Source organism: Pseudomonas sp. 2835, assembly GCF_050435905.1.
GTDB lineage: Bacteria > Pseudomonadota > Gammaproteobacteria > Pseudomonadales > Pseudomonadaceae > Aquipseudomonas.
On the sequence record NZ_JBNDLE010000009.1, the window covers coordinates 115,568 to 137,007 of the forward strand.

Here is a 21,440-nt window from a genome sequence, read left to right on the forward strand (position 1 = left end):
TCTCTCCCTTGATACAGTCAGCTTAGTGGTTGCCAGCATTTTTTGCATGCTCGGCCTGTTGCTTGCCCTCATTACTTTGCAGGGCTTTGCGCGCTTGTTGCTGGCGCAGGCGCTGCCAGTGATCGAGTACGCCCTTCGGCGCCCAGATCTGCGGTTCGGAGGCATCGAAGCCTTCTATCGCCTCGCGCTCAGAGACGCTGGCGCTGGCCCGGTCGAAGGCCTGCTGCAGGTCGTCGGTCTGGTTCAGGGCCTGGGCGAACAGGGCATCGCCAAAATAGGTGAAGTCGGCCTCTTCGGAGCAGCCGAACGAAACCCGGTCGGCGCGCGAGGCGGTGATGATCAGGGTCCGGTTGTCCTTGAGCGGGTCGATGTAACCCCCTGAATAACAGGCCGAGATGACAATGATCTTGTCGCGGTCTTTGAGTGGCGCCAGGGTCGTGGCCAGGGCATCTGCGGGCAGGTCGGCCAGTTGCAGGCGCGGCTGGTCGAGCACCAGTTCGTGCTCCTGGCTGCCGTGGCTGGTCAGGTAGATGAACACCAGATCCTCCGGGCCACTGCGTTCGGCCAGGGTGCGCACAGCGCGGGCGAGGTTCTCGCGGGTGGCCATGGGCCGGTCGGTGAGATGGTCGCGGTGGTTGACCAGGCTGATCTGGCCGACGGCGCCAAAGCGGCTCTTGAGCATGTTGTTGACGTAATCGGCTTCGCGCAGGAATACGCTCTGCTTGCCATCGCCACCCAGGGCCAGGCTGTAGAGTTCGATGTCCGCGGTTGAGGCCGGCACCTTGGCCAGCGCTTTTTCAAGCAGGCTGCCCTGGTTGAGCAGCGCCAGTTCCAGCGGGTCGGGCAACAATTTGCCGTGCTCGTCGCGTACGCGCTGGCCGTTGAGCCACAGGCCGCTTTCAATACGTCCGTCAACCAGGGTCAGACGGCCGTTGCCCTGGTAGGTGTCATTCTCGAAGCCACCGACGTAGACGCTGCCGTCGGGCAACTGCAGGCGACCGTTGCCGGAGAAGCGCCAGTCGCGAAAGTTGCCTTTGTAGTGGCTGCCGTCACTGCCGATCAGCTCGCCCTTACCGCTGAGCGAGCCGTCCTTGAACTGGCCGATCCATACGTCGCCGTCAGCGTTCTCGTAGCGGCCACGGCCTTCCAGGCGGTTATCGTGGAAGGCGCCGATGTACTGGTCGCCCTCGGCACTGTTGAACGTGCCGCTGCCTTCGAGTTGGCCGTTGACGAAATGGCCGCTGAACTGGTTGCCGCTGGCATCGCTGCGGATGCCTTCGCCATTGGGTTTGCCCCGGGCGAACAGGCCCTGGTACTGGCTGCCGTCCGCCAGTTCGAGATGGCCAGCGCCGCTGTACTGGTCGTCCTTGAACTGGCCGCGGTAGAGCAGGCCGGGCTCCTTGAGGGTGCCTTCACCGTCGCGGCGACCCAGTTTGAAGCCGCCGGTGTAACTGCTGCCTGGCGTTTTCAAGGTGCCCAGGCCGTGGAACAGGCCTTGCTGGAACTGACCGCGGTAGACTTCGCCATTGCTGCCGTGCCATTCGCCCTGGCCGTGCCACTGGCCATTGAAGAAGTTGCCCTGATACCAACTGCCGTTGGGGTAGTCGATTCGCCCGGCACCTTGCAGCAGACCATCGACCACTTCGCCACGGTAGCGACCGCCATCGGGCAGGCGCGCATCGGGGGGCGACAACGGTTCGCCGTCACCGCAAGCGGCCAGCAGCAGGGTCAGGGCAAGAGGAACGAGTGGGCGCATGGCGGGGTCCGGACAAGTGAGGCCCCGAGTATGCCGTAGAAAGCGGGGGGTGAAACAGTCGCCAGGACGGTTTCACCCAATGCCTGGCTCAGACGAAGCAGAGCGACAGTGGTTCGGCGATGTAGGCAGGTTTTTCCTGGCCTTCGATTTCCAGGGTGGCGGTGACCTTGAGCAGCCACTGCCCGGGCTTCTTCTCGGTTACCTCGGCCAGATCGACTTTAAGCCGCACCTTGCTGTCGACCTTTACCGGCTGGATGAAACGCACGCTGTCCAGGCCATAGTTGACGGCCATTTTCAGGCCTTCAGGCACAACCAGAATGCCCTCCATCAACTTGGGTATCAGCGACAGGGTGAGAAAACCGTGAGCAATGGTGCTGCCAAATGGCGTTTTTGCCGCCTTGGTAGGGTCGACATGGATGAACTGAAAGTCGCCGGTGGCTTCGGCAAACAGGTTGATGCGCTCTTGATCGATGGTCAGCCATTCGGAACGTCCAAGTTCCTTTCCAACGTACTGCGAAAGCTCTGCAACAGGTACATAGGGCATTGTGACTCTCCAGATTGTCTTTGGTTTTCTTATGACTTCGGCAGATTCGAAAGTCTAAGATCAGCACGCCTGCAGGAAGTGGTCAAGTCGGCGAAGATCGGCTTATAGCCCGGTCGTTAGCGTGCTTATAATGGCCGCCAGGCCTCAAGGAGATGCTTATGCTGTTGCGTGGTTTGACCTGGCTGGTGCTGTTCCAGTTGCTCGGAACGGCGATCAATCACCTGGTGGTACCGATCCTGCCCGGGCCGATCATCGGCCTGCTGTTGCTGCTGGTGTACCTGATGCTGCGTGGCGAGGTGGGCGCGCCCCTGAGCGAGGCGGCCAACAGCCTGCTGCGCTACCTGCCGCTGCTGCTGGTGCCGCCGGCGGTGGGGGTGATGGTCTACGCCGCGGATATCGCCGCCGACTTCTGGGCCATTGTCGGCGCCCTGGTGCTCTCGGCGCTGCTTACCCTGGTGTTCGTCGGCGTGCTGATGCACAAGCTGATGGCCCGCCAGGGCAGCCATGAGGAGCAGCCATGAGCCTGGACTGGAGCGGCGCCGTCAACGCCGTCATTCACCATCCGCTGTTCGGTATCGGTATCACCCTGGGGGCTTATCAGCTGGTGCTGGCTGCCTATGAGAAAACCCGCTGGATCTTCTTGCAGCCGGTGCTGGTGTCGATGCTGGTCGTTATTGGCGTACTGCTGACCTGTGGCCTGACTTACAGCGAGTACCGCAAAAGTACCGAAATCATGAACATCCTCCTGGGGCCAGCGACCGTGGCCCTGGCGGTGCCGCTTTACCTCAACCTGCGGCGCATCCGCCAGCTGTTCTGGCCGACCTTTACTACGCTGGTAATCGGAGGGGTGTTCGCCACTGGCGCCTGCCTGTTGCTGGGCTGGTGGTTTGGCGCCGAGCACATGATCCTGATGACCATGGCGCCCAAATCGGTGACCTCGCCGATTGCCATGCTGGTGGCCGAGCAAATTGGTGGCGTGGCTGCGCTGGCGGCGGTGTTCGTGCTGATCACCGGGGTGATCGGTGCGATTTTCGGTCCGGCGCTATTGTCGCGTTGTGGTGTGCACAGCCCCGAGGCGCGCGGCATGGCCCTGGGTATTACCGCCCACGCAGTGGGCACGTCGGTGGCCTTGCAGGAAAGTGAAGAATGCGGGGCCTTCGCGGCCCTGGCGATGAGCCTGATGGGGGTTGCCACAGCGGTATTCCTGCCACTGGCGGTTAGCCTGGTTGCTTGAGGAGTTGCAATGACGTTACCCCTGTTTCCGCTCAATACCGTGCTGTTTCCGGGCTGCTTTCTCGATCTGCAGATCTTCGAGGCGCGCTACCTGGACATGATCGGCCGCAGCATGAAGCAGGGCGGCGGATTTGGCGTGGTGTGCATCCTTGAAGGCGAGCAGGTTGGCGCCGCGCCCAGCGGCTTCTCGCAGGTTGGCTGCGAGGCGCTGATTCGTGACTTTCAGCAGCAGGACAACGGCCTGTTGGGGATACGTGTCGAGGGCACCCGGCGTTTTCGCGTCGGGCCGTTCGAGGTGCAGAAGGACCAGCTGCTGGTCGCGGATGTGTCGTGGCTGCCGGAGCTTGCCGACGAGCCCCTTGAAGATGACCATCACGACTTGCTGGCGCTGCTGCAGGCCCTGGGCGAGCACCCGATGGTCGAAGCCCTGGGCATGCCGGTCACGGTGGACGGCCAGGATTCGCTGGCCAACCAGCTCGCCTACCTGCTGCCTTTTGTCGAGGAAGACAAGCTCGACCTGCTGGCCATCGATTCACCGCACAAGCGCCTGGAGGCTATCCAGGCGCTGCTTGATCGGCTGCAGGGCGAGCTGTTCGCCTGAGGTCTCAGTACTGGTAGCGCAGCAAGGCGTGCGGTAGCGAGTGGAGGGCGAAGAATGCCAGCAGGGCGACGCAGGCCGGCAGGATCAGCCACCACACCCGCAACGGCAGGGCGGTAAGCGGTTGCCGGTACTGGGTCAGGGTCAGGCTGGTGGCGCACACGCAGCAGGCGAGCAGGGCGCCGGCGAGGATGTCGGTTGGCCAGTGCGCGCCCAGGTACACCCGTGACAGCGCGATCGACAGCGCCGGGATGCAGCCCAGCATGATCCAGGTCAGGCGCATGCGCGGTGGCTGCCCGCGCCCGGCCAGCACCGCCAGCACCAGAAAGAACGCAAACGACGCCGAGCTGTGGCCGCTGGGCATGCTGTAGGTGGTCAGCGGGTCGGTGAGCACCTCCGGGCGCGCCCGGGCAAACAGCCACTTGAGGCTGCCATTGGCCAGGGCCGTGCCGATCAGGGTGCTGCCGGCGAAAATCGCCGGGCGCCACTGGCGGGCCAGCAGCAACAGGCCGGTGAGCAGGCCGCCGAGGAAGAACTGGGTTCGGAAATCGCCGAGGCGGGTGATCAGCACCACGGTGCCGTCGATGGCGCGGCTACGGTTCTCCTGGATCAGGGTCATCAGGCCTTGGTCGAACTGGGTCAGGTATGGCCAGCCGAGAAACAGCCCGGTCAGGGCCAGCAGGCTCATTCCGGCAATCAGCCGGGTGCCGCGGCGCATGCTGCGCAGGCTGCTGTTGATGCTCAGGCCGACCAGCACCGCCAGACCGCCGACCACCACCCCCGCCTGTGGCCAGAAGCCTTCCGGCAGCGGCAGGCGCATGGCCGCGCCGGTTGCCCAGCCCGGCAGCAGGTAGGCCACTGCCCAACCGGCCCCGGCCAGCAGGCTGACGGCGATAAAGCGCGGCAGCGGCATGTCGAACATGCCGGCGACCATCGGCAGCATCGGCCGCAACGGGCCGATGAAGCGCCCGACCAACAGGCTGGCGATACCGTAGCGCTGGAAGTAGGTCTCGGCGCTGCCGATCCATTCCGGATGGTGGCGCAACAGCGGCAAGCGCCGGATGTTCTGGTGAAAGCGCCGGCCCAGGGTGTAGGAGATCGCATCACCGAGCAAACCACCGGCAAAGCCCAGCAACAGGGTTTCGCCCAGGCTCAACGCACCGCTGCCGGCCAGTACCGCGACGGCGAACAACAGGACGGTGCCGGGGACGATAATCCCGGCAATCGCCAGGCATTCCACGCAGGCCACCAGAAAAATCGCTAATCCCAACCACTGCGGGTTGGCGCTGAGCCAGGTGGTCAGGCTGTCGAGCCATGGGCCCATCGTGTCAGTTTCCTTGTGTCAGTAAAAAGTAGTCCCGGCCTTCGACTTGGCCCCGGCGCAGCGGGTTCCGTGTGCAATGGCGAGCAAAGTCGGCGTCGACGAAACGGTAGGGCAGATGTTCATCGCGGCCGTGGGGAATCCCCAAACGGGTGGTCTGGATAATTTGTTTCACTTTGATACCGCAGTCCTCGACAAACAGCTGTTCGGTATCGAAGCGTTTGCCGTCCCAATGTGGCACTTTCAGGCCCAGGGCCTTGCACAGCAGGGTCTGGCCGGCGCACAGGCGCTCGGGCGGGCGTGGCTGGCCGCTGGCGTCGGGGTTGTTCAATTGCATTTGCGCCAGGCTATTGGTGTCCGACAGGGCGTCGACGAAGGGATAGGCCGATTTGATCAGCACCGCATTACCCGGCCCGTGGGCGCTGAAGTTCAGCGAGTCGCCGCCGCGGGCGTAATACATGTAGATATGCCCGCCGTCGAGGAACAGCGCCCGGCGTTTTTCGGTGTAACCGAGCGAGGCGTGGCTGCCTTTGTCGGTGAGGTAGTAGGCTTCGGTCTCGATGATCCGGGCCGCCAACCAGTAAGGACCGTGGCGGTGGCGGATGACCTTGCCCAGCAGTGCCCTGGCCAATTCGCCAGCGTCGCGGTCGAAGAAACTGTCGGGCAGGGCCTTGGGCGGGCAGGGGGCGGAGTCTGGCATGCGGGCAGGTTCGCGGGTGAACAGGTGGGCGATAATAGCAATTTCTGCCTTAACCAACCCTGAATGGCCATTTTGAAGGGTGGGGCCGGCACTCTTTTCGACCATCCGCCTGTCACCGCTGGGCGTGGGACCACACGACAGTTATAATCATCCGATTTTCCCCTTCGCCAAGACCACTGAGCCCATGACTGAGTCCGTTCTTGACTACATGACCCGCCTGGGTCGCGCTGCCCGCGCGGCGTCACGCGTGATCGGCCGTGCCAGCACCGCGCAGAAGAACCGCGCCCTGCAAGCCGCCGCCAACGCCCTGGACGCTGCCCGTGCCGAGCTGACCGCCGCCAACGAGCTGGACCTCGCCGCTGGCCGCGCCAATGGCCTGGAACCGGCCATGCTCGAGCGCCTGGCGCTGACCCCGGCGCGCATCGACGGCATGATCGTCGGTCTGCGCCAGGTGGCCAGCCTGCCGGACCCGGTCGGCGCGATTCGCGACATGAGCTACCGGCCATCGGGTATCCAGGTCGGCAAGATGCGCGTCCCGCTGGGGGTGATCGGCATCATCTACGAGTCGCGTCCGAACGTGACCATCGACGCTGCCAGCCTGTGCCTGAAGTCGGGCAACGCCACCATCCTGCGCGGCGGCTCCGAAGCCATCCACTCCAACCGTGCCATTGCCGCCTGCATCCAGCGCGGCCTGGCCGAGGCCGGCTTGCCGGCGGCGGTGGTGCAAGTGGTCGAAACCACCGATCGCGAAGCGGTCGGTGCGCTGATCAGCATGCCGGAGTTCGTCGACGTCATCGTGCCGCGTGGCGGCAAGGGCCTGATCGAGCGTATCAGTCGCGACGCGCGGGTGCCGGTGATCAAGCACCTCGATGGCATCTGCCACGTCTATGTGGCCGAGCACGCCGAGCTGGACAAGGCCCGGCGCATCGCCTTCAACGCCAAGACCTACCGCTACGGCATTTGCGGGGCGATGGAAACACTGCTGGTCGATCAGTCGGTCGCGGCCGAGTTCTTGCCGGAAATGGCTCGCCAATTTCGGGAAAAAGGCGTCGAACTGCGCGGTTGTGAGCGCACTCTCGAAATTATCGAGGCGCTGCCGGCGACCGAAGCGGACTGGAACACCGAATACCTCGCGGCGATTCTGTCGATTCGCGTAGTAGACGGCCTGGACCAGGCCATCGAACACATCAATCGCTATGGCTCGCACCATACCGATTCCATCGTTACTGAACACCAGGCGCAGGCTCGCCAGTTCATGGCCGAGGTCGATTCGTCCTCGGTCATGATCAACACCCCGACCTGCTTTGCCGACGGTTTCGAGTACGGCCTGGGCGCTGAGATCGGGATTTCCACCGACAAGCTGCATGCCCGCGGCCCGGTCGGCCTGGAAGGCCTGACCTGCGAAAAATACGTGGTGATCGGCGACGGTCAGCTGCGCGGACAGGAGTCGCTCTGACTTGGCCGAGCGCAAACCGCTCGCCCCAGTCTCGACGATGTCGCCCGCCCGGCGCATCGGCGTGCTTGGCGGGACTTTCGACCCGGTGCATATCGGCCACCTGCGCAGTGCGCTGGAGGTAGCCGAAGTGCTGGCGCTGGACGAGCTGCGGCTGATGCCCAATGCCCGTCCGCCGCACCGCGACACGCCGCAGGTATCGGCTCAGGACCGGCTGGCGATGGTCCAGTGCGCGGTTCAGGGCGTGCCGACGCTGTCGGTCGATGCCCGCGAACTGGCCCGTGACAAGCCGTCGTACACCATCGAAACGCTGGAACTGATGCGTGCTGAAATGGCCGCCTCGCAGCAGCTGTTTCTGCTGCTGGGCTGGGACGCGTTTTGCGGCCTGCCCAGTTGGCACCGTTGGGAAGAATTGCTGCAACACTGTCACATCCTGGTGCTGCAACGCCCGGATGCCGACGTCGAGCCGCCGGATGCCTTGCGCAACCTGCTGGCCGCACGTTCGGTCAGTGATCCGCAGGCCCTGGAAGGGCCTGCCGGGAATATTGCATTCGTCTGGCAGACGCCGCTTGCGGTGTCAGCCACGCAGATCCGACAGCTGCTGGCCAGCGGCAAGTCGGTGCGGTTTCTGGTGCCGGACGCAGTACTGGCCTACATCGATGCGCACAACCTTTACCGTGCGCCGAACTGAGGGTGCTGAGAAGCGCCTCATACTATTGAGTTGAATGAGTTTTATATGACCAAGCAAAAACACAACGTCAGCGCCGAAGAGCTGGTCGAACTGACCAAGTCCGCCCTGGAAGACGTCAAGGCCCAGGACATCCAGGTCATCGACGTAAAAGAAAAGCACAGCCTGACCGATTACATGATCATCGCCACCGGTACCTCCAACCGCCAGATCAGCGCGATGCTGGAAAAGGTCCGTGAGCAGGTCAAGGCCAAGGGCGTGCAGCCGCTGGGCGAAGAAGGCAAGGGCGACAGCGACTGGGTCCTGCTCGACCTGAACGACGTCATCGTCCACATGATGACTGCCGCTGCCCGTCAGTTCTACGACCTCGAGCGCCTGTGGATGGGTGCCGAACAGAGCCGCGCCGCCGATGGCAAGCACCACAGCCCGGAAAACACCCACGACTTTTCAGACAAGCTGAAAGATCGAGAATAAGGAAGGCTCGTGCGTCTGCGTCTGATCGCGGTCGGCTCGCGCATGCCCAAGTGGGTCGAGGACGGTTGGCATGAATATGCCAAGCGCCTGCCCTCGGAGCTGTCGCTGGAGCTGGTGGAAATACCGCTCAATACCCGGGGCAAGAATGCCGACGTCGCCCGCCTGATTCGTCAGGAGGGGGAGGCCATGCTCGCCAAGGTCCAGCCAGGGGAACGGATTGTCACCCTGGAGGTCCATGGCAAGCCCTGGAGTACCGAGCAGCTGGCGGTCGAACTGGACCGCTGGCGCCTGGATTCGCGTACCGTCAACTTCATGGTCGGCGGCCCCGAAGGGCTGGCGCCTGAAGTCTGTGCGCGGGCCGAGCAGCGCTGGTCGCTGTCGCCGCTGACACTGCCCCACCCGTTGGTAAGGATACTGATCGGCGAACAGCTGTACCGCGCCTGGACCGTATTGTCCGGGCACCCCTACCATAAATAAGCCTTAAGCCTTTTCAATGTCGCAGCCGATTCGCCTCAAGGATCACGAGAAAGACGCCCGTCTGGTGCGTAGCCGCGTCGTGGTCGGTGCAGTGGCGATCGTCCTGCTGATCTGCGTGTTGATCGCCCGCCTGTATTACCTGCAGGTGATCCAGTACGACTATCATTCGACCCTGTCGGAAAACAACCGGGTGCATGTGCAGCCGATTCCGCCGACCCGCGGGCTGATTTTCGACCGCAACGGGGTGATCGTCGCCGATAACCGGCCAAGCTTCAGCCTGACCATGACCCGCGAGCGCTCCGGCGACTGGCAGCAGGTGCTCGACGTGATCGTCGAGGTGCTCGAGCTGACCCCGGATGACCGCACCCTGTTTGAGAAGCGCATGCGCCAGGGCCGCCGGCCGTTCGAGCCGGTGCCGATCCTCTTCGAGCTGACCGAAGAGCAGATCGCCCGGGTCGCGGTGAACCAGTTCCGCCTGCCCGGCGTCGAGGTGGTCGCCCAGCTGGTGCGCCATTACCCGCAGGGGGCACACTTTGCTCACTCGGTCGGTTATGTCGGGCGGATCAACGAGAAAGAGCTCAAGACCCTCGACCCGGTCAACTACAGCGGCACCCACCATATCGGCAAGACCGGCATCGAGCGTTTCTACGAGCCGGAGCTGCACGGCCAGGTGGGATACGAAGAGGTCGAGACCAACGCCCGTGGCCGGGTATTGCGGGTGCTCAAGCGCACCGATCCGATCCCCGGCAAGGACATCGTCCTGAGCCTCGACATCAAGCTGCAGGAAGCTGCCGAGGCCGCGCTGGGCGGGCGTCGCGGTGCTATCGTCGCGCTCGATCCGAACACCGGTGAGGTGCTGGCAATGGTCAGTCAGCCGAGCTTCGATCCCAACCCGTTCGTCACCGGCATCAGCTTCAAGGCCTATGCCGAGCTGCGCGATTCGATCGACCGGCCGTTGTTCAACCGCGTGCTGCGCGGCCTGTACCCGCCGGGTTCGACCATCAAGCCGGCAGTGGCCATCGCTGGCCTCGACAGTGGTGTGGTCACGGCCAGCAGCCGGGTGTTCGACCCGGGCTTTTACCAACTGCCCAACTATGACCACAAGTACCGCAACTGGAACCGCAGCGGTGACGGCTGGGTCGACCTGGACCTGGCGATCATGCGCTCCAACGACACCTACTTTTACGACCTGGCGCACAAGATGGGCATCGATCGCCTGTCCAGCTACATGAACAAGTTCGGCCTCGGGCAGAAAGTCTCCCTCGACATGTTCGAGGAGTCCGCCGGCCTCATGCCGACCCGCGAATGGAAGCGCGCCACCCGCCGCCAGGCCTGGTTCCCGGGCGAAACGCTGATCCTTGGTATCGGCCAGGGCTACATGCAGACCACGCCGCTGCAAATGGCCCAGGCCATTGCCCTGATCGCCAGCAAGGGCAAGTGGAACCGTCCGCACCTGGCCAAAACCATCGAAGGCCAGCCGCCGGTGGACGAGAACCCGATGGAAGACATCGTGTTGCGCGACAAGTCCGACTGGGCCAGGGTCACCCATGGCATGGAGCAGGTGATGCACAATGCCCGCGGTACTGCTCGCGCTGCCGCCGCCGGTGCCCAGTACCGTATCGCCGGCAAGAGTGGTACCGCCCAGGTGGTGGCAATCAAGCAGGGCGAGAAGTACGACCGCAACAAGGTTCAGGAGCGCCACCGTGACCACGCCCTGTTCGTTGGCTTCGCCCCGGCAGAGAACCCGAAGATCGTGGTCTCGGTGATGATCGAAAACGGCGAGGCCGGTGGCCGCGTCGCGGCGCCGGTGATGCGTCAGGTGATGGACGCCTGGTTGCTCGACGAGCATGGCCGGCTCAAATCCGAGTTCGCTCCCGCCACCGTTGTTCAGGAATCGGCCCAGTGAAGAACAATTTCGATCGCATGCTTTCCAGCGAGGACGTGATGCGTCGTCGCGCCAGCTTCCTGCAGCGTATCCATGTCGACGGCCCGTTGCTGATCCTGCTGCTGACCCTGGCTGCTGGCAGCCTGTTCGTGCTGTATTCGGCCAGCGGCAAGAACTGGGACCTGCTGCTCAAGCAGGCCAGCTCGTTCGGCATCGGCCTGGTGTCGATGTTCGTGATTGCCCAGCTCGAACCGCGTTTCATGGCCCGCTGGGTGCCGCTGGCCTACGTGGTCGGGGTGATCCTGCTGGTGGTGGTCGACGTCATGGGCCACAACGCCATGGGCGCCACGCGCTGGATCAACATACCCGGGGTGATCCGCTTCCAGCCCTCGGAATTCATGAAGATCATCATGCCAGCAACCATCGCCTGGTACCTGGCCAAGCGCTCGTTGCCGCCGCACCTGAAGCATGTGGTGATCAGCCTGATCCTTATTGGCCTGCCGTTCATCCTCATCGTCCGGCAGCCAGACCTGGGCACCGCCTTGCTGATTCTCGCTTCCGGCGCCTTCGTGCTGTTCATGGGCGGCCTGCGCTGGCGCTGGATCCTCAGCGTGGTGGCAGCAGCGGTACCGGTGGCGGTGGCGATGTGGTTCTTCGTCATGCACGACTACCAGAAGCAGCGGGTACTGACCTTTCTCGACCCGGAAAGCGACCCTCTGGGCACCGGCTGGAACATCATCCAGTCGAAAGCGGCGATCGGCTCGGGCGGGGTGTTCGGCAAGGGTTGGTTGTTGGGCACCCAGTCGCACCTGGACTTTCTCCCGGAAAGCCACACCGACTTCATTATCGCCGTGCTCGGCGAGGAGTTCGGCCTGGTCGGTATCTGCGCGCTGCTGCTGATCTACCTGCTGCTGATTGGCCGCGGCCTGGTGATTACCGCCCAGGCCCAGACGCTCTACGGCAAGTTGCTGGCCGGCAGCCTGACCATGACCTTCTTTGTTTATGTGTTCGTCAATATCGGTATGGTCAGCGGCTTGTTGCCCGTGGTGGGTGTGCCGCTGCCCTTCATTAGTTATGGCGGAACTTCGTTGGTGACGCTGCTGTCAGCGTTTGGGGTTTTAATGTCGATCCATACGCATCGCAAATGGATTGCGCAGGTTTGAATAAGGTGAAGAATTACATGCAAGCAATGCGTGGCTGGGCGGCTCGTTGCGCGCCTTGGGTCGGCTTTGTAGGTTTGCTCGGCGGCGCGCAAGGCGCTGTTGCCGGCGACTACGACGGCTCGCCCCAGGTGGCCGAGTTCGTCGGCGAAATGACCCGCGACTACGGTTTTGCCGGTGAGCAACTGATGGGGGTATTTCGCGAGGTTCAGCGCAAGCAGTCGATCCTTGACGCGATCTCGCGCCCGGCCGAGCGGGTAAAGCCCTGGAAAGACTACCGGCCGATGTTCCTCACCGACGCCCGGGTCGCCCGCGGTGTCGACTTCTGGCGCCAGCATGAGGCCACCCTGGCTCGCGCCGAGCAGGAATACGGCGTGCCGGCCCAGGTGATCGTCTCGATCATCGGCGTCGAGACCTTCTTCGGCCGCAACACCGGTAACTACCGGGTGATCGACGCGCTGTCGACCCTGGGCTTCGATTACCCGCCGCGCGCCGAGTTCTTCCGCAAAGAGCTGCGCGAATACCTGTTGCTGGCCCGTGAAGAGCAGGTCGACCCGCTGACCCTCAAGGGCTCCTACGCCGGGGCCATGGGGCTGCCGCAGTTCATGCCGAGCAGTTTTCGCGCCTACGCCGTGGACTTTGACGGCGACGGCCACATCAACATCTGGAACAACCCGGACGATGCCATCGGTAGTGTTGCCAGCTACTTCAAGCGCCACGGCTGGGTTGCCGGCGAGCAGGTGGTCAGTCGCGCCAGCGTGCGCGGCGAACGCGTCGACGAGGGCCTGAGCCCGGGTATCGACGCGGTCAAGACGGTCGGGGAGTTGCGGGCACTGGGCTGGTCGAGTCATGATGCGCTGCGCGATGATCTGCCGGTCACCGCCTTCCGGCTCGAAGGTGACAATGGCCCGGAATACTGGCTGGGCCTGAAAAACTTCTACGCGATCACTCGCTATAACCGCAGCGTGATGTATGCCATGGCAGTGCATCAGCTCTCGGACCTGCTGGTTCAAGCACGGGGCGCCAAGTAATGCGCGTAATGTTCTCCGCTACATCGCTGAAACTGCTTGGTTGCGCGGCCCTTGGCCTGGTGCTGGTGAGCTGTTCGAGCAGCCGCCCGAGCACCTCTACCCAGGGTAATGCCAATGTGGTGCGGGCCAAGCCCGGCCTGGACATCAACCGGGCCCACAAGGATGGCGCGCCGTGGTGGGATGTCGACGTCTCGAAGATCCCCGACGCGACCCCGACCGTGCACACCGGCAACTACAAGGCCAACCCCTACACCGTGCTGGGCAAGACTTACTTCCCGATCCCCGACTCGCGCAACTACCGCGCCGAGGGCACGGCGTCGTGGTACGGCACCAAATTTCACGGCCAGAACACCGCCAACGGCGAGGTCTATGACCTCTACGGCATGAGCGCGGCGCACAAGACCCTGCCGCTGCCGGCCTATGTCAAGGTCACCAATCTCGACAACCAGCGCAGCGTGATCCTGCGGGTCAACGACCGCGGCCCGTTCTACTCCGACCGTATCATCGACCTCTCGTACGCCGCGGCGAAAAAGCTCGGCTATGCCGAAACCGGTACCGCGCGGGTACGCGTCGAGGGCATCGACCCGAAACAATGGTGGGCCCAGCGGGGCCAGCCGGCGCCGATGGTTCTCGATCAGCCGCAAGTGGCCCAGACCCAGGCTTTGCCGGCCAGCACCGGCACGGTCGAGCAATGGACGCCACCGCCGCAGCAGCATGCCGCCGCGGTTGTTCCACTGCAGGTTGCCAGCAACAACAGCCAGGCCGGCGATGGTCTTTACTTGCAGGTCGGCGCCTTCGCCAACCCGGACGCCGCCGAACTGCTGCGTTCCAAGCTCAGCAGCATGGTCAGCGCGCCGGTCTTCATCAGTTCGATCGTGCGTAACCAGCAGACCCTGCACCGGGTGCGCCTGGGGCCGATCAACAGCCAGGGCGAAGCCCAGCAGATGCAGGACAGCGTGCGCCTGGCCAATCTGGGGCAGCCCAAAGTCGTCACGGCAGACTGATCGGGGGGACTGATCGGTTTGTCATGCAGCCGGGCGCAGCCGCCATGTACAATGGCGGTTTTGCTCGTCAGGCCATGCGCCTGTAAACGTTTTGCCCATGAGGGCATGAGCCCATTAGCCATTTCGAGAGACGGATGAACATAACCAGCTTTGCCAAACGCCTTTGCCTGCTTGTACCGCTGATGATTGCCCCTGCCGCCTTCGCGGCAGAGCAGATGATGCCGTCGCCGCCGCAACTGGCTGCCAAGTCCTACGTGCTCATGGAAGCCTCCAGCGGCAACATCCTGGTCGAGAACAATGGTGATCAGCGTCTGCCTCCGGCGAGCCTGACCAAGCTGATGACCGCCTACATCGCGACCCTGGATATCCGTCGCGGACAGATCGGCGAGAACGACCCGGTTACCGTCAGCGAGAACGCCTGGCGCACCGGCGGTTCGCGGATGTTCATCAAGGTCGGCACCCAGGTCAGCGTCAGCGACCTGCTGCACGGCATCATCATCCAGTCGGGTAACGACGCCAGCGTCGCCCTCGCCGAGCACATCGCCGGCAGCGAAGACGCCTTTGCCGACATGATGAACAAGACGGCCGGCGACCTGGGCATGAGCAACAGCCACTTCATGAACCCGACCGGCCTGCCGAACCCCGAGCACTACTCGTCGGCCCACGACATGGCAGTGCTGGCGCGCGCGATCATCCACGAAGACCCGGCTCACTACGCGATCTACTCGCAGAAGGAGTTCTTCTGGAACAACATCAAGCAGCCTAACCGCAACCTGCTGCTGTGGCGCGACAAGACCGTCGACGGCTTGAAAACCGGCCATACCGACGAAGCCGGCTACTGCATGGTGTCTTCGGCGGTACGTGACGGCATGCGCCTGATCGCCGTGGTCTTCGGTACCAACAGCGAGCAATCGCGTGCGGCCGAAACCCAGAAGCTGCTGACCTACGGCTTCCGCTTCTTCGAAACCCAGACCTTCTACCAGAAGGGCACCGAACTCGCCCAGGCTCCAGTCTGGAAGGGTGCAACCAGCCAGGTCAAAGCCGGTCTTGCCCAAGACCTGACCATGACTTTGCCTAAAGGCCAATTGAAAAAGCTGGCCGCAAGCATGACCATGAATCCGCAATTGATCGCTCCGATCAACAAAGGTGACGTGATCGGTAAAGTGGAAGTCAAACTGGATGACAAGGTTGTCCACAGTGCCGACCTGATCGCGCTGGATGGCGTTGAGGAAGGTGGTTTCTTCCGTCGTGTGTGGGATAGCATTCGGCTATTCTTCTACGGGTTGTTCAACTGATATCGTGACCTGCCACGCCCCCGCCACTCATGCGGGGGCGTTGTTGTTGCCACGGCTTACGAGGCCGTTACTGCCATGACCGAAGCTGACAAATCGCACAAAATCGAATTCCCCTGCGCCGATTACCCGATCAAGGTCATCGGTGACACCGTGGTCAATTTCAAGGACACGGTGATCGAGATCCTCAAGAAGTACGCCACGGTCGACATGAATACCCTGGCTGAACGTCAGAGCAAGGAAGGCAAGTACACCACGGTGCAACTGCACATCATCGCCACTGGCGAGGACCAGCTGCACGATATCAACAGCGCCCTGCGCGCGACCGGAATCGTGAAAATGGTGCTCTGATGCCCGCTTGCCTCGGCTTTCGCGACCTCGGCCTGCTGCCTTACGAGCCGGTGCTGGAGGCCATGCGTCGGTTCACCGACCAGCGTGGCCCGGGTACGGCGGATGAGGTATGGCTGGTTGAACACCCGGCGGTGTTCACCCAGGGCCAGGCCGGCAAGGCCGAGCATCTGCTGGTACCGGGTGACATTCCGGTGGTGCAGACCGATCGCGGCGGCCAGGTGACCTACCACGGCCCCGGCCAGCTGGTGGCGTACCTGCTCCTGGATGTGCGGCGCCTGGGCTTTGGCGTGCGCGATCTGGTCAGCCGCATCGAGCGCTGCCTGATCGAGTTGCTGGCAAGTTACAACGTCGAGGCGGCGGCCAAGGCCGATGCCCCAGGCGTTTATGTCGACGGGGCGAAGATCGCCTCCCTCGGCCTGCGGATTCGCAATGGCTGTTCGTTCCACGGCCTTGCCCTGAACGTGGACATGGACCTTGCGCCATTCCGCCGGATTAACCCCTGCGGGTATGCGGGGCTGGCCATGACCCAGCTGCGCGACCAGGCAGGCTCGATCGAACTCTCTGAGGTAAGGGCAAGGCTGCGCGGGCAGCTGGTCAAGCACCTCGACTATGCTGAGCAGACGACCCTTACGGGCGGAATCTTCTGAATATGACTACTGTTGTGCAAGAACCAGTGCAAAGCGTGACGCCAGCGCCACGGCCGAAGGTCGAGGCGGGTGTCAAACTGCGTGGCGCGGAAAAAGTCGCGCGTATCCCGGTGAAGATCATCCCCACCGACGAGCTGCCAAAGAAGCCTGACTGGATTCGCGTGCGTATCCCGGTTTCGCCGGAGGTCGACCGCATCAAGCAACTGCTGCGCAAGCACAAGCTGCACAGCGTCTGCGAAGAAGCCTCCTGCCCGAACCTGGGCGAGTGTTTCTCGGGCGGCACTGCGACCTTCATGATCATGGGTGACATCTGCACCCGTCGCTGCCCGTTCTGCGACGTCGGCCACGGCCGGCCGAAGCCTCTGGACGTCGACGAGCCGAAGAACCTCGCCGTGGCCATTGCCGACCTGCGCCTGAAGTACGTGGTGATCACCTCGGTGGACCGCGACGACCTGCGTGACGGTGGTGCCCAGCACTTTGCCGACTGTATCCGCGAAATCCGCGCGCTGTCGCCGGGCGTGCAGCTCGAGACCCTGGTGCCGGACTACCGCGGGCGCATGGACGTGGCCCTGGCGATCACCGCCGAGACCCCGCCGGATGTGTTCAACCACAACCTCGAAACCGTACCGCGCCTGTACAAGGCTGCGCGTCCGGGTTCGGACTACCAGTGGTCGCTGACCCTGCTGCAGAAGTTCAAGGAACTGGTGCCGCACGTACCGACCAAGTCCGGCCTGATGCTCGGCCTTGGCGAAACCGACGAAGAAGTGATCGAAGTGATGCACCGCATGCGCGAGCACAACATCGACATGCTGACCCTCGGCCAGTACCTGCAGCCGTCGCGCAGCCACTTGCCGGTGCAGCGTTTCGTGCACCCGGACACCTTCGCCTGGTTCGCCGAAGAAGGCTACAAGATGGGCTTCAAGAACGTTGCTTCCGGTCCGCTGGTGCGTTCGTCGTACCATGCTGACCAGCAGGCGCACGAGGCCAAGATCAAGCTCTGATTGACGCCGCTGTGTCTCAATGCCGATGCTCGCCGCAAAGCGACATCGGCATTTTTGTTTGCCGACCTGTCCACACAAGGAGTTGTCTGGATGAACCTACCTTTCATTCAAGAGGCTGGCGTGTTGGCGCATGCCTTGCCGCTGCCAAGCGCCTTGCCCGCGGGCGGGCTGATCGCAATCATTGCCCCGGCCGGTCCCGCCCAGCTCGATACGCTCAAGGTCAACCAGTGGTTCGAGGCGCGCGGGTATCGCTGCCGGATCTACCCGGGGGTAACCGCCGCCGAGGGCTATCTTGCCGGTAGCGATGCCCAGCGCCTGCAAGACCTGCACGATGCCTTCACTGCCAGGGATGTCGATGCCATCATCTGCCTGCGCGGTGGCTATGGCAGTATGCGCCTGCTGGAAAACATCGATTTCGACCTGCTGCGCCGCCATCCCAAGCCTCTGGTTGGCTACAGCGACATTACCGCGCTGCATACGGCGATTGCCCGTCATGCCGGGTTCGTGTCGTTCCATGGCGCCATGCTCAAGTCGGAGCTGTTGGGCAACAAGCAGGAACCGACGCTGTCATCGCTGTTCGAGCAGCTCAGTGGCCGCCTGGGCGCCGGTGACCGCCTTGAGCATCCCGAGGCCTGGCCGTTGACCACGATCCTGCCAGGCACTGCCAGCGGGCCCTTGCTGGGGGGTAATCTGTCGCTGCTGTGCGCAACCCAGGGCACCCCTGCAGAAATCCACTGTGGCGGCGGCATTCTGTTTATCGAAGACGTCAACGAGCCGTTGTACCGGGTTGACCGCCTACTGACGCAATTGCGTCTGGCGGGCAAGCTCGAAGGCGTTCGGGGTGTGCTGGTCGGAGATTTCGCCGGGATTGCCCTAGAGGCGCTAGCGCCTTTGCTGCGGCAGTTTTTCGCGCCGTTGCAGGTACCGGTGCTTGGCGGTTGGCGCAGTGGTCATTGCGACCCGAACCTGACCTTGCCGCTCGGGGCCAGGGTGCACCTGGATGCCGATGGCAAATCCTTGCGGCTGGAGCAGGATTTGTTTGAATGCCATCGCGGGGCGAGCCAGCGTCCGTAGATCCTGGCTGCCCCGCGATCGGGGTTTAACGCTGACGCAGGCTCTCCAGCAGCTTGTGCGTTGGATAGCCATCGGCAGGCCAGCCCAGCGCCTGCTGGGCATTGCGGATGGCCTTGCGGGTGTTGGCGCCGATGATGCCGTCGGCGGCACCGGCGTCGTAGCTGCGGGCACTAAGCAGGGTCTGCAGCTCAACACGCTCGCTGCGGCTCAGCGGCAGGTCATCCTTGGGCCATGATCCGGCGATGTAGCCCGAACCGTCGAAGCGCTGGCCCAGCAGGCCGACGGCCATGGCGTAGGACGAGGAGTTGTTGTACTTGAGGATGGCGCGGAAGTTGTCCAGCACCAGGAAGGCCGGGCCGCGATAACCGGCCGGCAGCAACAAGGCAGCGGACAATTGCTCGCTACCTGCAGGCAAACGCACGCCGGCCGGCAGCTTCAGGCCCATTTGCATCCATTCCGATACCGTCTTGCGCTGGCTGCCATCGGCCAGCCAGTAGTCGAAGCCAGGTGCCAGTTGCACTTCAAAACCCCAGGGCTCGCCGCGTTTCCAGCCGGAGCTTTGCAGGTAATGAGCGGTGGAGGCGAGGGCATCAGCGGAGCTGTTCCAGATATCCCGGCGACCGTCGCCGTCGAAGTCCACGGCATGGGTGTTGTAGGTGGTGGGGATGAACTGGGTCTGGCCCATGGCCCCAGCCCACGAGCCTTTCATGGCATCGGGCTGGACATCACCGTTTTGCAGGATCTGCAGCGCCGCGATCAGCTGTGCCTGGGCGAATGCCGGGCGGCGGCCTTCGTAGGCCAGGGTGGCCAGGGAACGGATCACCGATTTGTTGCCCTGGAACTGGCCGAAGTTGCTTTCCATGCCCCACACCGACACCAGCACATTGCGGTCGACGCCGTAGCGTTGTTCGATCTGGCTCAGCAACTCGGCATGTTTTTCCAGCAGGCCTTTGCCGTTGCGCACGCGCAGCGGCGACAGGGCGCCATCCAGGTACTCCCACACCGGCCGGGTAAATTCCGGCTGGCTGCGGTCGGCCTTGATCACGTCCATGTCGGGTGTGACGCCGAGGAACGCGCGGTCGAAGGTGCTGGCGTTGATGCCCGCTTGCAAGGCTTGCTGACGGAAACCCGCCTGCCATTGGGCAAAGGTTTGCAGCGGCTGGATTTCAGTGCTGGTGTCGACGACGGGATTGGGCAGGGTGACTACCGGAGCCGGCTGGGCAGGGGCCAGCGGCAGCGCATCGGCGGCGGTGGGTTTCTCCGCGCAGGCGACAAGCAGGATGAGGCTGGAGGCGGCAATCAGCTGACGAGGTTGCCAGCGACGGGAAAGACAAAGGGGCATGCACAGGTCCAGGTATTTCAGGTCAGGTGCCGACCATACCATGCCTGCCGGAATCTTGCCTTTATGCGGCCAAAAAGTAAGAAGCCTCCCAATCTCTCGATTGGAAGGCTTCGCGGCGGTAGCTGCCTTTGCCTTTGCCGGCGCGTTCCTGGCGACTGCGGAACAAGGGCTGGGCGACGATGGATTTGGCCTTGTTGGGCCCGGGCTTTGCGGGTTTTTTGCTCATGACAGGGAATCCTGCAGGGTGGGTGTGGGGCGCAATATAGGTGTGAAGTTATCGCGGGGCAAGCCCGCTCCCACACAAATCGGTAGGAGCGGGCTTGCCCCGCGATACATTTCACTCCGCCGGCAAAGCCAGGCGCTGCCCGGCCATCAGCAACGACAAGCGCGCCAGGCTGGTCCACGCCGAACCCTGGGCCTGGCCCTTGATCTGTGCATCGATGCGCTGGGCATCCTGCAGCAGCTGGCTCCAGCGCTGCGCCGAGTGGCGTTGCAGGGCCTTGCTCATCAAGGGTTTGCGTTTGTCCCAGACCGGCGGCCGGGCCTGGCTGAAGGCCTTGTCCAGCGGCACACCCTGGCTGAACTGCTGGGCAAGCCCGGCCAGCAGGCGCAGTTCCCGGGCCAGGGCCCAGAGAATCACCGGTGGCTCCACCCCTTCGCCGCGCAAGCCCTCAAGCATGCGCAAGGCGTGGGCCGCCTCGCCATTGAGGATCGCATCGACCAGGCCGAACACATCGAAACGGGCGCTGTCGGCCACGGCCGCCTGGACCGTTTCGACTGTGATCTGATTGCCCTCCGCCAGCAGCTTGAGCTTCTCGATCTCCTGGGCCGCTGCCAGCAGGTTGCCTTCGACTCGTGCAGCGATCAGGTCGACCGCGTCGCGCTGGGCACTCAGCCCGGCCTGGGACAGGCGCTGGCTGATCCATTGCGGCAGTTGGTGGCTGTCGACCGGCCAGATCTGAATGAACTGGACGTGCTGGCCGTCGATGAGCGCCTTGCCCCACTTGGTCTTCTGCGCACTGCCATCGAGCTTGGGCAGGCTGATCAACAGCAGGGTGTCTTCGGCAGGCCTGGCGCAGTACTCGATCAACGCTGCGGCGCCCTTGTCGCCTGGCTTGCCGGAGGGCAGGCGCAGCTCGAGCAGGCGGCGCTGGGCGAACAGCGACAGACTGGCCCCGGCCTGGAGCAGGGTGCCCCAGTCGAAGTTGGCGTCGGCGCTGAATACCTGGCGTTCATCGAAACCTTGCTGGCGAGCCGCGGCACGCACGGCGTCGGCCGCTTCCTGGCACAGCAGCGGGTCATCGCCGCTGATCACGTAGACCGGCGCGAGGCTGCCTTGCAGGTGCTTGTTGAGCTGGGCGGGAGTGAGTTTCATGATGGCAGACGGGGCACCGAAGTGCCCCGTTCAA

Annotated in this window: 23 protein-coding genes; 16 read left to right on the plus strand and 7 right to left on the minus strand. The window is 63.5% G+C overall.

The window, feature by feature from the left end; translation table 11 throughout:
* Positions 1-22: 22 nt before the first annotated feature.
* Both ABIE20_RS15370 and ABIE20_RS15375 read right to left on the minus strand, forming a co-directional pair.
* Positions 23-1,756, minus strand: coding sequence for a C13 family peptidase (locus tag ABIE20_RS15370; protein WP_429505753.1), 1,734 nt, complete (start codon positions 1,754-1,756; stop codon positions 23-25).
* An 88-nt stretch (positions 1,757-1,844) separates the two neighbouring features.
* Positions 1,845-2,300 carry a MaoC family dehydratase gene (locus ABIE20_RS15375; RefSeq protein ID WP_429505754.1) on the minus strand — a complete coding sequence of 152 codons (456 nt, stop codon included), beginning with the start codon at positions 2,298-2,300 and terminating at the stop codon, positions 1,845-1,847.
* Positions 2,301-2,458: 158 nt separating this feature from the next.
* Between ABIE20_RS15375 and ABIE20_RS15380 the strand changes: the two genes are divergently transcribed.
* From ABIE20_RS15380 to ABIE20_RS15390, 3 genes are read left to right on the plus strand one after another with little or no spacing between them, the layout of a single operon-like run.
* A complete protein-coding gene (locus ABIE20_RS15380; protein ID WP_045199889.1) occupies positions 2,459-2,821 on the plus strand; it encodes a CidA/LrgA family protein in 363 nt (120 codons plus the stop codon).
* Entirely contained in the window at positions 2,818-3,534 is a 717-nt protein-coding gene (locus ABIE20_RS15385) for an LrgB family protein (protein ID WP_429505755.1), read from the plus strand. Before ABIE20_RS15380 ends, ABIE20_RS15385 begins: the two co-directional genes overlap by 4 nt.
* Before the next feature lie 9 nt (positions 3,535-3,543).
* Positions 3,544-4,134 carry an LON peptidase substrate-binding domain-containing protein gene (locus ABIE20_RS15390; RefSeq protein WP_429505756.1) on the plus strand — a complete coding sequence of 197 codons (591 nt, stop codon included), beginning with the start codon at positions 3,544-3,546 and terminating at the stop codon, positions 4,132-4,134.
* 4 nt (positions 4,135-4,138) lie between these two features.
* Here ABIE20_RS15390 and ABIE20_RS15395 read toward each other — a convergent pair whose 3' ends face one another.
* Both ABIE20_RS15395 and ABIE20_RS15400 read right to left on the minus strand, forming a co-directional pair.
* Positions 4,139-5,455 carry a bifunctional DedA family/phosphatase PAP2 family protein gene (locus ABIE20_RS15395; RefSeq protein WP_429505757.1) on the minus strand — a complete coding sequence of 439 codons (1,317 nt, stop codon included), beginning with the start codon at positions 5,453-5,455 and terminating at the stop codon, positions 4,139-4,141.
* A gap of 4 nt (positions 5,456-5,459) precedes the next feature.
* Positions 5,460-6,152: a DNA-3-methyladenine glycosylase gene (locus tag ABIE20_RS15400; protein WP_429505758.1), complete on the minus strand. Its 693-nt coding sequence runs from the start codon at positions 6,150-6,152 to the stop codon at positions 5,460-5,462.
* 184 nt (positions 6,153-6,336) lie between these two features.
* On the opposite strand from ABIE20_RS15400, the gene ABIE20_RS15405 reads away from it, so the two are divergent.
* The 13 genes from ABIE20_RS15405 (at position 6,337) to ABIE20_RS15465 (ending at position 18,689) form a co-directional block, all read left to right on the plus strand.
* Positions 6,337-7,608, plus strand: a complete 1,272-nt coding sequence (locus tag ABIE20_RS15405) for a glutamate-5-semialdehyde dehydrogenase (RefSeq protein WP_429505759.1) — start codon at positions 6,337-6,339, stop codon at positions 7,606-7,608.
* Positions 7,609-7,645: 37 nt separating this feature from the next.
* Complete coding sequence (nadD, locus tag ABIE20_RS15410; protein ID WP_429505874.1) at positions 7,646-8,296, plus strand: nicotinate-nucleotide adenylyltransferase; 651 nt, start codon at positions 7,646-7,648, stop codon at positions 8,294-8,296.
* 45 nt (positions 8,297-8,341) lie between these two features.
* On the plus strand, positions 8,342-8,767 hold the full coding sequence (gene rsfS, locus ABIE20_RS15415) for a ribosome silencing factor (protein WP_428559549.1): 426 nt from the start codon (positions 8,342-8,344) through the stop codon (positions 8,765-8,767).
* A gap of 9 nt (positions 8,768-8,776) precedes the next feature.
* Complete coding sequence (gene rlmH, locus ABIE20_RS15420) at positions 8,777-9,244, plus strand: 23S rRNA (pseudouridine(1915)-N(3))-methyltransferase RlmH (protein WP_010222895.1); 468 nt, start codon at positions 8,777-8,779, stop codon at positions 9,242-9,244.
* Positions 9,245-9,260: 16 nt separating this feature from the next.
* Positions 9,261-11,150 (plus strand): penicillin-binding protein 2, encoded by a 1,890-nt coding sequence (mrdA, locus tag ABIE20_RS15425; RefSeq protein ID WP_045199872.1) that lies wholly within the window; start codon positions 9,261-9,263, stop codon positions 11,148-11,150.
* Positions 11,151-11,188: 38 nt separating this feature from the next.
* On the plus strand, positions 11,189-12,292 hold the full coding sequence (gene rodA / locus ABIE20_RS15430; RefSeq protein ID WP_045200058.1) for a rod shape-determining protein RodA: 1,104 nt from the start codon (positions 11,189-11,191) through the stop codon (positions 12,290-12,292).
* A gap of 17 nt (positions 12,293-12,309) precedes the next feature.
* Positions 12,310-13,320 carry a lytic murein transglycosylase B gene (gene mltB / locus ABIE20_RS15435; protein ID WP_429505760.1) on the plus strand — a complete coding sequence of 337 codons (1,011 nt, stop codon included), beginning with the start codon at positions 12,310-12,312 and terminating at the stop codon, positions 13,318-13,320.
* Positions 13,320-14,324, plus strand: a complete 1,005-nt coding sequence (locus tag ABIE20_RS15440; protein WP_429505761.1) for a septal ring lytic transglycosylase RlpA family protein — start codon at positions 13,320-13,322, stop codon at positions 14,322-14,324. The genes mltB and ABIE20_RS15440 overlap by 1 nt, the downstream gene beginning before the upstream one ends.
* A gap of 134 nt (positions 14,325-14,458) precedes the next feature.
* On the plus strand, positions 14,459-15,619 hold the full coding sequence (locus ABIE20_RS15445; RefSeq protein ID WP_429505762.1) for a D-alanyl-D-alanine carboxypeptidase family protein: 1,161 nt from the start codon (positions 14,459-14,461) through the stop codon (positions 15,617-15,619).
* Between the two features lie 75 nt (positions 15,620-15,694).
* Complete coding sequence (locus ABIE20_RS15450) at positions 15,695-15,967, plus strand: DUF493 domain-containing protein (protein WP_429505763.1); 273 nt, start codon at positions 15,695-15,697, stop codon at positions 15,965-15,967.
* Positions 15,967-16,614 (plus strand): lipoyl(octanoyl) transferase LipB, encoded by a 648-nt coding sequence (lipB, locus tag ABIE20_RS15455; RefSeq protein WP_045199863.1) that lies wholly within the window; start codon positions 15,967-15,969, stop codon positions 16,612-16,614. Before ABIE20_RS15450 ends, lipB begins: the two co-directional genes overlap by 1 nt.
* Positions 16,615-16,616: 2 nt before the next feature.
* A complete protein-coding gene (lipA, locus tag ABIE20_RS15460) occupies positions 16,617-17,615 on the plus strand; it encodes a lipoyl synthase (protein ID WP_010222903.1) in 999 nt (332 codons plus the stop codon).
* A gap of 90 nt (positions 17,616-17,705) precedes the next feature.
* Positions 17,706-18,689 (plus strand): S66 peptidase family protein, encoded by a 984-nt coding sequence (locus ABIE20_RS15465; protein ID WP_429505764.1) that lies wholly within the window; start codon positions 17,706-17,708, stop codon positions 18,687-18,689.
* A gap of 25 nt (positions 18,690-18,714) precedes the next feature.
* Here the strand turns inward: ABIE20_RS15465 and ABIE20_RS15470 are convergent, their stop codons facing one another.
* The 3 genes from ABIE20_RS15470 to holA all read right to left on the minus strand — a co-directional run bounded on the left by ABIE20_RS15470 (position 18,715) and on the right by holA (position 21,406).
* Positions 18,715-20,031, minus strand: coding sequence for a lytic murein transglycosylase (locus ABIE20_RS15470; RefSeq protein WP_429505765.1), 1,317 nt, complete (start codon positions 20,029-20,031; stop codon positions 18,715-18,717).
* 61 nt (positions 20,032-20,092) lie between these two features.
* Entirely contained in the window at positions 20,093-20,257 is a 165-nt protein-coding gene (arfA, locus tag ABIE20_RS15475) for an alternative ribosome rescue factor ArfA (RefSeq protein ID WP_045199858.1), read from the minus strand.
* Between the two features lie 111 nt (positions 20,258-20,368).
* On the minus strand, positions 20,369-21,406 hold the full coding sequence (gene holA / locus ABIE20_RS15480; protein WP_429505766.1) for a DNA polymerase III subunit delta: 1,038 nt from the start codon (positions 21,404-21,406) through the stop codon (positions 20,369-20,371).
* Between the last annotated feature and the right edge of the window lie 34 nt (positions 21,407-21,440).